This window comes from Streptomyces sp. CRN 30 (assembly GCF_034105845.1).
In genome coordinates this window covers 32,715-44,907 of the sequence record NZ_JAVRHI010000491.1, presented here as the reverse complement: position 1 = coordinate 44,907, position 12,193 = coordinate 32,715, and the positions used below count along the sequence as shown (strand labels likewise).

The following is a 12,193-nucleotide window of genomic DNA, read 5'->3' as shown; positions in this document are numbered from 1 at the left end:
CGCACGGGCCGGTGCCGCACGGGCCGGTGCGGTGCGGGCCGGTGCGGTGCGGGCCGGTCACCGGCGGCCCCGTCCGCCGCCGTCAGCGGTCCGCTCCCGTCAGCCGGGCCAGCGCCTCGGTGCCGCGCGGCGGCGCGCCGTCCAGCTCGCCGAGCCGCCAGGCGGGCACCCACGGCACCCGGTGCACGTCGACGGAGGCTTCGATCAGCTTCACCCGCTGGGCGAGCGGCCGGGGCAGCCGTCCCGGCGCGTCCGCGACCAGCACCACCCCGCAGAGCTCCAGGCCGGGCGGCGCCCCGCCCTGCCGGAACGCGTCCAGCGCGCGGACGGCCGCCGCCAGCCCCGCCGCGTGGGTCCGGGCGACCAGCAGCACCGACGCCGGATCACCGGCGCCGGGCCAGTCCCGGCCGCAGTCGTGTCCGCCGTACACCTCGGCGAGGGTGGTCACCCCCGCACCGCCGTGCGTCCCGACCCAGGAGCGCCGTCCCGCGCGCCCCGTCGCGCCGGGTGCGGTCACCGGTCCGCGGATCCAGATCTCCGGCCCCTGTTGCATGCTGGTGCGCATGCCCGTCCTCCCCTCTCGTCACGCCCCTCCCCCCTGGAACGAGCCTGTGACAACGCGGTGACGTGAGAACCGCGAGCGAGCGGAGAGACTCGACAGTAGGTGTTCGAATGGCTCCGGACGGCGCGGGAGGGAAACCACGGCCGCCCACGGAACCCGCCGATGAGTGAGGGAACGATGGCACGACTCAGCCGCGACAAGAAGCGGGACCGACAGCGTGTCGAACACCCGGCCGCCCCGGAGACGCCGCCGGTCGACGTGCGGGTGGCGCGCGACGGCACCGGCTCGGTCGACGGCGTCCCCGTCGCCGCGGTCCCGGGCGAGGAGATCCAGCAGACGGTGCTGAACCGGCTGCAGGACCTCGCGCGCGCGGCGGACCGCCCCGTCCCCGCGCGGATCCACGACGAGCGCATCGGGTACGTCGTCCCCCTCCGCGTCGATCCGGACGGCTCCAGCCACCTCCTGGGCGACCCCTCCCGCACCGCCCCGCCGGCCGATGCCGCGCAGGAGCCCCCGCGGGACCGGGTCACCCATGTCCTGGGCCCGATCCCGGGTGCGGCGGAGGCGGGGTCCCCGGCGGACGCGGGCCCCTCCTCCGACGGGGACCCGTCCCCGACGTTCAGACTGCGCAGCCTGCCGGAACAGGCGCCGCCACCCGCCCGCGCCACCACACCGGCACCGGCACCGGCACCGGTGCCTGCGCCGGTGCCCCTTCCGCTTCCGCCCGCCCCCGGCACGGTCGCGCCGCCCACGGGGGAGTTCGGCCCGCCGCCCCGGATGGACGGCGCGACGACGGCCCCCCGGCCCCCGGCCCCCCGGCCCGTCACCGACGCCCCGCCCGCGCGCGCCCCGAAGGCCCCGTCGGCCGCGAAATCCGGCCTCTACCTCGGCCTCGATCCCGACCTGGCCCCCGACATGACCCCGGCGCCCGCCCGCGGGTTCGACGCCGTGGCCGAGGCCGTGCTCGGGGACGAACCGCTCACCGCGCCGGGCGACGGCACCGCCCCCGCCGTGCTCGCGGAGCCCACGGCCCGGGTCCACGAGGCGGTGCGGTCCGGGCGTACGGAAGACGCGGCGCGGCTCGCGGACGAGGCCGTGACCGAGGCGACCCGGACGCTCGGCCCCGACCACCCCGAGGTGCTGCGGCTGCGCGAACTGACCGCGTACATCGCCTACCTGTCCGGCGATCCGGTCCGCGCGCTGCGCACCGCCCTGGAACTGGCCCGCACGCACCACCGGGCGGGCGACGCGGAGGCCGCGTACGGCAACGTGCACAGCGCGGCGACCGCCTGGCGCGCCGTACGCGACCCCGAGCGGGGGCTGGAGCTGGGGCACGAGCTGATCGACCTGTGGACCGGGCTCGCCGTCGAGGAGGGCCCGGCCGCCGACGACATAGAGGAGCTGGAGTCCGCCCGCGCCCGCATGGGCCGCCTCACCGCCCGCGCCCGCGCGGCGGCAACCACCACGGAGGACTGACGGCGGGAGCGGCGGCCACCGCGGAGGACCGACGGCGGAAGCGGCGGCCACCACGGAGGACTGACGGCAGGAGTGGCGGCCGGTCAGTGCACGCAGAACTCGTTCCCCTCGGGATCGGCCATCCGCACCCACTCCCCGCCCGGCTCCCGCACCTCCCGCTCCATGCTCGCGCCGAGCTCCTCCAGCCGCGCCACCTCCTCCGCGCGCCGTCCCGGACCGGGATGCAGGTCGAGGTGGAGCCGGTTCTTGCCGGTCTTGGCCTCGGGCACGCGCTGGAACAGCAGCCGCCGCCCCAGCCCGGTGCCGCTGTCCTCGTCGAAGGGGTCGTCGGGATGGCGTACGGCGATCAGGTCCCGCCAGGCGCGCCGGCCGTGCGCCTCCACGGTCAGCTCGGCCGGCACGGCACCGACGGAGAGCAGCCGCTCGATGAGCGCGCTGTTGTCCTCGACGAGGTAGTTGAGGGCGGCGGCCCAGAAGCCGGCCTGGGCGTGCGGGTCGGAGGCGTCGACGACGACCTTCCAGTGCACGGCGGGTGCGGGCTGTGTCATGGCTCCACTCTCACAGGCCGGTCGAGTCCGCGGGGGACGCCGCCGCCGGACCTGCCGTCTCCCGCAGCCCGCAGCGCCTGGGCGTTGCGGCGCGCCGTGCGCAGCGCGTCCCAGGTCAGCAGGGTGAGCGCCACCCACACCAGGGCGAAGCCCGCCCACCGCTCGGGCGGCATGGCCTCGTCGAACCAGAGGACGCCGAGCAGGAACTGGAAGACCGGCGCCAGGTACTGGAGCAGACCGAGCGTGGACAGCGGCACGCGGATCGCGGCGGCGCCGAAGCAGACCAGGGGCACCGCGGTGACCAGGCCGGTCGCGGCGAGCAGCGCCGCGTGTCCGGCGCCCTCGGTGGCGAAGGTGAGGTCGCCGCGGGCACTCAGCCACAGCAGGAAGCCGGCGGCGGGCAGGAACTGGACGGCGGTCTCGGCCGCCAGCGACTCGACGCCGCCGAGGTTGACCTTCTTCTTCACCAGCCCGTAGACGGCGAAGGAAAAGGCGAGCGAGAGGGAGACCCAGGGGGGCCGGCCGTAGCCGACGGTCAGGACGACGACGGCCGCGAAGCCGGTGCCGACCGCCGCCCACTGCACGGGCCGCAGCCGCTCGCCCAGCAGCAGGACGCCCATGGCTATGGTGACCAGCGGGTTGATGAAGTAGCCGAGGGACGCCTCGACGACGTGGCCGCTGTTGACGGCCCAGATGTAGACGCCCCAGTTGACGGTGATGACCGCCGCGGCGACGGTGACGAGGCCCAGCTTCCGCGGCTGCCGCAGCAGTTCGCCCGCCCAGGCCCAGCGCCGTACGGAGAGCAGCGCGGCGGCGACGAAGACGAGGGACCACGCCATGCGGTGGGCGAGGATCTCCCCGGCCCCGGCGGGCTTGAGCAGCGGCCAGAACAGCGGGACGAGCCCCCACATCCCGTAGGCGGCGAAGCCGTTCAGCAGACCTGCCCGGCTCTCGCTCCCCGGCTGTCTCCGCCCCTTCGACGTCCCTGTCACGGGCACCCCCTTCTCGCGCACTGGTCGCGGCCGGCGACCGCGCCGGTCGCCGGCATGACCGTAGCGCCGAGCGCCACCCCCTGTCATGCCCGTATCGCCATACGGTCATGACAGGGGGGGCGCGGACGGGGTGCGGGCGCGGGAGCCGGTGCTCAGTCGCGGAGCGCGGCCTCGATCGCCTCGGTGACCGGGGTGGTCGGACGGCCGATGAGGCGGGACAGATCGCCGCCGGTCACGGCCAGTTCGCCGGTCTCGATGGAGGCGTCGACCCCGGCCAGGACCCCGGCCAGCGGCGCGGGCAGCCCGGCGCCGGTGAGGATGCCGGTGTACTCCTCGACGGAGACGGGGCGGTAGGCGATCTCGCGGCCCGTACGCCGGCTCAGCTCGGCCGCGTACTCGGCGAAGCTCCACGCCTCGTCGCCACCCAGCTCGTACCGCTTGTTCTCGTGGCCCTCGCCGGTCAGTACGGCGACGGCGGCGGCCGCGTAGTCGGCGCGCGAGGCGGAGGAGACGCGGCCCTCGCCGGCCGCCTGGACGACGGCGCCGTGCTCCAGCACCGGGGCGAGGTTCTCGGTGTAGTTCTCGTGGTACCAGCCGTTGCCGAGGATCACGTACGGCAGCCCGGAGGCGACCAGCGTCTTCTCGGTGGCGCGGTGGTCGTCGGCGAGAGCGGCGGTGAGGCTGCTGGGGGCACTGGTGTAGGCGAGCAGCGCGACACCGGCCCGGACGGCGGCGTCGATGACGACCGCGTGCTGCTGCGGGCGGCCCTTGTCGAACTCGTTGCCGGAGATCAGCAGCACCTTGTCACCGGCGGCGAACAGGCCCTCGAAGGTCTTCGGCTCGTTGTAGTCGGCCACGGCGATCCGCACACCGCGCTCCGCGAAGCCGGCGGCCTTCTCCGCGCTGCGCACGACGGCCGTGATCTGCTCGGCCGGGACCTTCTCCAGCAGCTGCTCCACCACGTGGCGGCCCAGGTGTCCGGTGGCTCCGGTGACGACAATGCTCATGATGCGAGAGCTCCTCAGTGGTGTGGTGCGTTCTGCCACTCACCCTAGGGGTGGCACTAACTAAACGACAGTACCCACTTTGAAGTAAGGTACTGGTATGAAGGTAAGTGACAGTGCGGCGCGCGAGGCGGAGACGCTCTGCCCGTACCGGCTGGTCCTGGAGCACGTCACCAGCCGCTGGGGCGTCCTGGTCCTGATGGAGCTGCTCGACCGCCCCTACCGCTTCGGCGAGCTGCGCCGCGCCCTCACCCGGTACGGCCGGACGGTCAGCGAGAAGATGCTGACCCAGACCCTGCAGACCCTGGAGCGCGACGGCCTGGTCCACCGGGACGCCAGACCGGTGATCCCGCCGCGGGTCGACTACTCCCTGACCGGTCTCGGCCGGGAGGCCGCCGAGCGGGTACGGGGACTGGCCCGGTGGTCCGAGGAGCGGATGGACGACGTCAGCGCGGCGCGCCGGGAGTACGACTCGCGGCGCGCCGGGGATACGACGAGGCCCGGGGCTGACCGCCCCGGGCCCGGGTGACGCCGTCGCGGGAACCGCTCAGCCGACGACCGTCCAGGTGTCGCCGCCGGCCAGCAGGGCGGCGAGGTCGCCCTTGCCGTCACGCTCCACGGCGCCGTCGAGCTGGTCGGCCATCTGCGTGTCGTAGACGGGCCGGTCGACGGCGCGCAGCACCCCGATCGGGGTGTGGTGCAGGGTGTCGGGATCGGCGAGCCGGCTCAGCGCGAACGCGGTGGTGGGGGAGGCGGCGTGGGCGTCGTGGACGAGGATGTCCGCCTCGTTCTCCGCGGTGACCGCCACCACCTTCAGGTCGCCGGTCGCCGGGTCGCGGACGACGCCCTTGGCGCTGTCGGCGCCGAACCGGATCGGCTGCCCGTGCTCCAGGCGGATCACCGCGTCCTCGGCCTGCTGCCGGTCCTTGAGAACCTCGAAGGCGCCGTCGTTGAAGATGTTGCAGTTCTGGTAGATCTCGATCAGGGCCGTGCCCGGGTGGGCGGCGGCCTGCCGGAGCACCTCGGTGAGGTGCTTGCGGTCGGAGTCGACGGTCCGCGCGACGAACGACGCCTCCGCGCCGATCGCGAGGGAGACCGGGTTGAACGGCGCGTCCAGCGACCCCATCGGCGTCGACTTGGTGATCTTCCCGACCTCGGAGGTCGGGGAGTACTGCCCCTTGGTCAGCCCGTAGATCCGGTTGTTGAACAGCAGGATCTTGAGGTTGACGTTGCGGCGCAGCGCGTGGATCAGGTGGTTGCCGCCGATGGAGAGCGCGTCGCCGTCGCCGGTGACGACCCACACCGACAGGTCGCGGCGGGAGGCCGCCAGGCCGGTGGCGATGGCGGGGGCCCGGCCGTGGATGGAGTGCATCCCGTAGGTGTTCATGTAGTACGGGAAGCGGGAGGAGCAGCCGATGCCGGAGACGAAGACGACGTTCTCCTTGGCCAGCCCCAGTGAGGGCATGAAGCCCTGCACGGCGGCGAGGATGGCGTAGTCGCCGCAGCCGGGGCACCAGCGCACTTCCTGGTCGGACTTGAAGTCCTTCATCGACTGCTTGCCCTCGGCCCTGGGGACCAGGGAAAGCGCCTCGATCGTGCCCGTGCCTTCCGTGGACGTGTCAGCCATCGATGGCCTCCTTGAGCGCGGTGGCGAGCTGCTCCGCCTTGAACGGCATGCCGTTGACCTGGTTGTAGGAGTCGGCGTCGACCAGGTACTTCGCCCGCACCAGGGTGGCGAGCTGGCCGAGGTTCATCTCGGGGACGACCACCCTGTCGTAACCGGCGAGGACCGTGCCGAGATTGGCCGGGAAGGGGTTGAGGTGGCGCAGGTGGGCCTGGGCGATCCGGCCGCCCTCCTTGCGGACCCGGCGCACGGCCGCGGTGATCGGCCCGTACGTCGATCCCCAGCCCAGCACCAGGGTCCGCGCCCCGTCCGGGTCGTCCACCTCGATGTCGGGGACATCGATGCCGTCGATCTTGGCCTGCCGGGTGCGGACCATCAGGTCGTGGTTGGCCGGGTCGTAGGAGATGTTGCCCGTGCCGTCCTGCTTCTCGATGCCGCCGATGCGGTGCTCAAGGCCCGGCGTGCCCGGGATCGCCCAGGGGCGGGCCAGGGTCCCCGGGTCGCGCTTGTACGGCCAGAACACCTCGGTGCCGTCGTCCAGGGTGTGGTTCGGTCCCTGCGCGAACCGCACCCTCAGGTCGGGCAGTTCCTCGATCTCCGGGACGCGCCACGGCTCGCTGCCGTTGGCCAGGTAGCCGTCGGAGAGCAGGAAGACCGGGGTGCGGTAGGCCAGCGCGATCCGGGCCGCCTCCAGGGCCGCGTCGAAGCAGTCGGCCGGGGTGCGCGGGGCCACCACCGGGACCGGCGCCTCGCCGTTGCGCCCGAACATGGCCTGGAGCAGGTCGGCCTGCTCGGTCTTGGTCGGCAGCCCGGTGGACGGGCCGCCGCGCTGGATGTCGACGACCAGCAGCGGCAGTTCGAGGGAGACCGCCAGCCCGATGGTCTCGCTCTTGAGCGCCACACCGGGGCCGGAGGTGGTGGTGACGGCGAGGCTGCCGCCGAAGGCCGCGCCCAGCGCCGCGCCGATCCCGGCGATCTCGTCCTCGGCCTGGAAGGTGCGTACGCCGAAGTTCTTGTGCTTGCTGAGTTCGTGCAGGATGTCCGAGGCCGGGGTGATCGGGTACGAGCCGAGGAACAGCGGCAGGTCCGCCTGGCGGGAGGCGGCGATCAGGCCGTGGGCCAGGGCCAGGTTGCCGGAGATGTTGCGGTAGACGCCGGGCGGGAACGCCGTCGCCGCCGGGGCCACCTCGTAGGAGACGGCGAAGTCCTCGGTCGTCTCGCCGAAGTTCCACCCGGCCCGGTAGGCGGCGATGTTGGCCGCCGCGATGTCGGGCTTCTTGGCGAACTTCGTCTTCAGGAACCTCTCCGTGCCCTCGGTGGGCCGGTGGTACATCCAGCTCAGCAGGCCCAGCGCGAACATGTTCTTGCTGCGCTCGGCCTCCTTGCGGGTCAGGTCGAACTCCTTCAGCGCCTCCACCGTCAGCGTGGTCAGCGGCACCGGGTGCAGGCTGAACCCGTCCAGCGAGCCGTCCTCCAGCGGGGAGGCGCCGTAACCGACCTTCTGCAGCGCCCGCTTGGTGAACTCGTCGGTGTTGACGATGATCTCCGCGCCGCGCGGCATGTCGCCGATGTTCGCCTTCAGGGCGGCCGGATTCATCGCCACCAGTACGTTCGGCGCGTCACCCGGGGTGAGGATGTCATGATCGGCGAAATGCAGCTGGAAGGAGGAAACCCCAGGCAGGGTGCCTGCCGGCGCCCGGATCTCGGCGGGGAAGTTCGGCAGCGTAGAAAGATCATTTCCGAAGGACGCGGTCTCCGAGGTGAAACGATCACCGGTGAGCTGCATACCGTCACCGGAATCGCCCGCGAACCTGATGATCACCCGGTCCAGCCGGCGGACGTCCTTGTCTCCTGGGTCGACCGCCGGTTTGCGCTGCTCTCCTACGACCGTTCCGTCGGCGTGTTCCGCTGGGCTGCTGACCTGGCTGGTCACTGAAGTGGACCTCCCTCGAGGCGGCTGTCCGGGGAGTGGCCACCCGCCGACCATCCCGGGATCAACCCTACGACCGCAGGGGTTGTCTTCCGGTGGACATTCGCATGATGGACACGACTTCGAGACAGCCCGGAGCCCTGCTTTTTCATGGTTCACTCGCCCCCCGGCGCGGGAAAAGACGCGCCTGTTCGTCGTTCGGTTTCTCGTCCGATCGGATGAACTGGATGAATCGGATGAACTGATGAACGCGACGGTTTGAAACCTATATCCGGGGGGCTTACGAGAAGCCTGGGGAGAGCGAGGAGCCCGGCGAGTTCTGAGCCCTCAGGCATGAACCCCGAGGTGAGAGCCCTCAGGAATTGAGATAGGTGAGCACCGCCAGCACCCGACGGTGATCACCGTCGCTCGGGGAGAGCCCGAGCTTCAGGAAGATGTTGCTGACGTGCTTCTCGACGGCCCCGTCGCTCACCACGAGCTGCCTGGCGATCGCGGAGTTCGTCCGGCCCTCGGCCATCAGCCCCAGGACCTCCCGCTCACGCGGGGTGAGTCCCGTGAGCACGTCCTGCTTGCGGCTGCGCCCCAGCAACTGCGCGACCACCTCGGGATCGAGGGCCGTACCGCCCTGGGCCACCCGCACCACCGCGTCCACGAACTCACGCACTTCGGCTACCCGGTCCTTCAGCAGATAGCCGACCCCGTGACTGGAACCCGCGAGCAGTTCCGTGGCGTAGCGCTCCTCCACGTACTGCGACAGCACCAGCACGCCCAGGCCCGGGTGCGCCTTGCGCAACCGCACCGCCGCCCGTACCCCCTCGTCGGTGTGGGTCGGCGGCATCCGCACGTCCGCGACGACGACGTCCGGAAGCTCCCCCTGCTCCTCCAGGTCGGTGACGGTCTTGATCAGGGCCTCGCCGTCACCGACCCCCGCCACCACCTCGTGCCCGCGGTCGGTCAGCAACCGGGTCAGGCCCTCCCTGAGCAGCACTGAATCCTCGGCGATGACCACCCGCACCCTGTCCTCCACGATGTTCGGCCCCCCACAGCCCCATACGGACACCCACGCCCGCCCGCCTGTATGACAGGTTCAGCATTCCAGCATTGGGCGTCGTGTGGGGATGGGCAACGGGGGTGCGGGGGGTCGGCACCCGTGCCGGTCGGTCGAGAGGTGCGGTTCCGTGCGCCGGGCAGGCTCAGCGCACCGGGCCGGCTCCGTACACCGGGTCGGCTCAGTGCAGCCGGTCGGAACGCCAGGGGAGTTCCGCCGTGACGCGGGTCGGGCCGCCCGCCGGGGAGTCCACCACCAGGATGCCGTCCACCGAGTCGAGCCGCTCCGCCAGCCCCGCGAGGCCGGAGCCGGACGACGCGTCCGCCCCGCCCGTCCCGTCGTCCGTGACCTGGAGCATCAGCCGGTCCTCCACCCGCCACACCTCCACGGCGGCACGGGAGGCCCGCGCGTGCTTGGAGATGTTCTGCAGCAGCTCCGACACCGTGAAGTACGCGATCCCCTCGATCGCCGGCGCCGGCCGCTCCACCAGGTCCACCTCCACCCGCACCGGCACGGTGCAGCGCGAGGCGACCGAGGACAGCGCCGCGTCCAGGCCCCGGTCGGTGAGCACGGCGGGGTGGATGCCGCGCGCCAGGTCCCGCAGCTCCTGCAAGGCCGTCTTCACCTCGCCGTGCGCCTCGTCCACCATCCGGGCCGCGGCCCGCGGGTCCTCACGCAGCTTCTCCTTGGCCAGACCGAGCCCCATCGCCAGGTTGACCAGGCGGGCCTGCGCCCCGTCGTGCAGGTCGCGCTCGATGCGCCGGAGGTCGGCGGCGGCCGTGTCGACCACGACGCCCCGGTCCGACTCCAGCTCCACGACGCGCGTCGCCAGCCGCGACGGGCCGAGCAGCCCGTGCACCATCAGCCGGTCCACCATCGTCAGGGCCCGCACGATCCACGGCACGGCCAGCGTGAACAACAGCCCCACCAGCGCCGTCACGGTGATCTCGAAGGGGTTGTCCAGATACACCTGATGCGTCTCGTCGCCGTACAGCTGGAGCCCGTCCTGACCGGCGTACATCGGGAAGACCCAGAACCACAGCGGATACGTCAGCATCGCCCAGCCCCAGCTCCACACGGTGACGGCGATACCGAACGCGACCGTCGCCCACGGCATGTGCAGCAGCGCGTAGAGCAGCGCCCGCCAGGAGGTACCGCTCTTCAGGACGGCGCCCATCCACGACAGCGCGCCCCGCTTGCGCGCCCGCAGCGGCTCCGGCTCGGCCACGTCCAGGCCCAGCAGCGCGCGCGCCCGCGCCCGCTCCAGCACCCCGAACCCCCGGCAGCCGGCGAGCGCCGCCGCCAGCACCGGCACCCCGAGGAAGGTGACCAGCAGCCCCGCCCCCAGCGACACCATCGAGACGGCGAACGTGAAGAGGACGACGGCGATCGGCAGACTCAGCAGCACATAGCCGAACTCGCGCCAGTGCCGCGCCTCGACCGGAGCCCGCAGACCGGCCGGCAGCCGGTGCCGCCGCTCGCCGGAGGCCCCGGGGAGCCCCGGGCCGTCGACCGGCCCGTACCCCTGCCCGTACTCCATCTCCATCTCCATGGCCATCGGTGTCGTCCTTCTGCTCGTCCCTGTGGCACGTACGTTCACTCTCGTCGTTCACGCCGCCGCGGGACATGGAGCCCGTCGGCCTCTTCGGAGGGGGGTTAACCCCACCTCAGCGGGGGGCGGTGACGCTCGCCGTCTCCGTGCGGTCGCGCCAGGGCAGTTCCGCCGTGACGGTGGTCGGGCCGCCCTGCGGGGAGTCGACGACGAAAAGACCGTCCACGGCGCCGAGCCGCTCGGCCAGCCCCTTCATCCCCGTACCGCCGTCCAGGCTCGCGCCGCCCCGCCCGTCGTCCCACACCTGGAGCAGCAGCCGGTCCTCCGACCGCCAGACCTCCACCGCCGCCGACCGCGCCCCGCTGTGCTTGCTGATGTTCTGCAGCAGCTCCGAGACGGTGAAGTAGGCGATGCCCTCGATGGCCGCGGCGGGCCGCGTCGGCAGGTCGGTCGTCACCCGCACCGGCACGGTGCAGCGCGAGGCGACCGAGGACAGCGCCGCGTCCAGGCCCCGGTCGGTGAGCACGGCGGGGTGGATGCCGCGCGCCAGGTCCCGCAACTCCTGCAAGGCCAGCTTCACCTCGCCGTGCGCCTCCTCGACCATCGCCGCGACATGGTCGTCGGCCTGGCCCTCCAGCAGCTTCTCCTTGGCCAGACCGAGCCCCATCGCCAGGTTGACCAGGCGGGCCTGCGCCCCGTCGTGCAGGTCGCGCTCGATGCGCCGGAGGTCGGCGGCGGCCGTGTCGACCACGACCCCCCGGTCCGACTCCAGCTCCGCGATGCGCCGCTCCAGCTCGTCCGAGGGGGAGAGCAGCCCGCGCACCATCGCCCGGTCGGCGTTGGCCAGCCCCCGCGCGATGAACGGCAGCACCGGCCACAGCACGAACAGCGAGCACAGCGTGACGCCGAACGTCACGACCCCCCACGGCAGCCGTATGAACGCGTACAGCGCGCTGCGCCAGCCCACCGGGTCCTTCAGCGCCGACCACAGCCGCTGGAAGAACCCGCCGCCGTGGCGCCGCAGCCGGCTCGGCTCGTCGATCCGCACCCCGAGCAGCGCGCGGGCGCGCGCCCGCTCGAAGCGGCCGAGCATCCGCGCGCCCAGCAGGCCGGTCGCCAGCAGCGGCAGCCCGACCACCGTGACCGTCAGCCCGACGCCGACCGTCAGCACCGTCACGACGTAGACGAACCCGAGCAGCGCCAGCGGAAGGTTCACCAGCAGGTGGGCGATCTCCTTCCAGGTGTGCGCGCCGTAGGCGAATCGGGCCGGCGGCAAGGGCTCGCCGCCGGACATCGTTGACGAAGGGGTCTGGGTCATACGGATCAGCGTGCCGCGCGGGGAGGCCCGGCGCCATGAGGTGGGCCGCCGGGGATCCACTGAGGAAAACCCCACCCTCCGGCCGCCCAACGCGCGACGGGCTGCTTACGGTCTCTTTAGCAGGCCCTAGACTCACCCC

The 12,193-nt window shown here is 72.7% G+C and carries 11 protein-coding genes; 2 read left to right on the top strand and 9 right to left on the bottom strand.

The features are described 5' to 3' along the window. Positions 1-82: 82 nt before the first annotated feature. A complete protein-coding gene (locus UW392_RS55495; protein WP_320783100.1) occupies positions 83-565 on the bottom strand; it encodes a DUF6668 family protein in 483 nt (160 codons plus the stop codon). 174 nt (positions 566-739) lie between these two features. Here UW392_RS55495 and UW392_RS55490 point away from each other — a divergent pair, with 174 nt between their 5' ends. Further along, on the top strand, positions 740-2,038 hold the full coding sequence (locus tag UW392_RS55490; RefSeq protein WP_320783099.1) for a tetratricopeptide repeat protein: 1,299 nt from the start codon (positions 740-742) through the stop codon (positions 2,036-2,038). A gap of 83 nt (positions 2,039-2,121) precedes the next feature. Here UW392_RS55490 and UW392_RS55485 read toward each other — a convergent pair whose 3' ends face one another. The 3 genes from UW392_RS55485 to UW392_RS55475 all read right to left on the bottom strand — a co-directional run bounded on the left by UW392_RS55485 (position 2,122) and on the right by UW392_RS55475 (position 4,585). Then, a complete protein-coding gene (locus tag UW392_RS55485) occupies positions 2,122-2,586 on the bottom strand; it encodes a VOC family protein (RefSeq protein ID WP_320783098.1) in 465 nt (154 codons plus the stop codon). Continuing rightward, positions 2,583-3,497 carry an EamA family transporter RarD gene (gene rarD, locus UW392_RS55480; RefSeq protein ID WP_414497576.1) on the bottom strand — a complete coding sequence of 305 codons (915 nt, stop codon included), beginning with the start codon at positions 3,495-3,497 and terminating at the stop codon, positions 2,583-2,585. The genes UW392_RS55485 and rarD overlap by 4 nt, the downstream gene beginning before the upstream one ends. 233 nt (positions 3,498-3,730) lie before the next feature. Then, on the bottom strand, positions 3,731-4,585 hold the full coding sequence (locus UW392_RS55475) for an SDR family oxidoreductase (RefSeq protein WP_320783096.1): 855 nt from the start codon (positions 4,583-4,585) through the stop codon (positions 3,731-3,733). A gap of 97 nt (positions 4,586-4,682) precedes the next feature. Here UW392_RS55475 and UW392_RS55470 point away from each other — a divergent pair, with 97 nt between their 5' ends. Further along, the gene (locus UW392_RS55470) at positions 4,683-5,111 is read left to right on the top strand and encodes a helix-turn-helix domain-containing protein (RefSeq protein WP_320783095.1); all 429 of its coding nucleotides are present in this window, start codon (positions 4,683-4,685) and stop codon (positions 5,109-5,111) included. Positions 5,112-5,129: 18 nt separating this feature from the next. On the opposite strand, the gene UW392_RS55465 is transcribed toward UW392_RS55470, so the two are convergent. From UW392_RS55465 to UW392_RS55445, 5 genes are all read right to left on the bottom strand, one after another. Then, positions 5,130-6,209 (bottom strand): 2-oxoacid:ferredoxin oxidoreductase subunit beta, encoded by a 1,080-nt coding sequence (locus tag UW392_RS55465; protein ID WP_320783094.1) that lies wholly within the window; start codon positions 6,207-6,209, stop codon positions 5,130-5,132. Continuing rightward, positions 6,202-8,139: a 2-oxoacid:acceptor oxidoreductase subunit alpha gene (locus UW392_RS55460; RefSeq protein WP_320783093.1), complete on the bottom strand. Its 1,938-nt coding sequence runs from the start codon at positions 8,137-8,139 to the stop codon at positions 6,202-6,204. The genes UW392_RS55465 and UW392_RS55460 overlap by 8 nt, the downstream gene beginning before the upstream one ends. 352 nt (positions 8,140-8,491) lie before the next feature. Then, positions 8,492-9,151, bottom strand: a complete 660-nt coding sequence (locus tag UW392_RS55455; RefSeq protein WP_320783207.1) for a response regulator transcription factor — start codon at positions 9,149-9,151, stop codon at positions 8,492-8,494. A 214-nt stretch (positions 9,152-9,365) separates the two neighbouring features. Next, positions 9,366-10,730, bottom strand: a complete 1,365-nt coding sequence (locus UW392_RS55450) for a sensor histidine kinase (protein WP_320783206.1) — start codon at positions 10,728-10,730, stop codon at positions 9,366-9,368. 121 nt (positions 10,731-10,851) lie between these two features. Continuing rightward, positions 10,852-12,054, bottom strand: a complete 1,203-nt coding sequence (locus UW392_RS55445) for a sensor histidine kinase (RefSeq protein WP_320783092.1) — start codon at positions 12,052-12,054, stop codon at positions 10,852-10,854. Positions 12,055-12,193 lie beyond the last annotated feature (139 nt).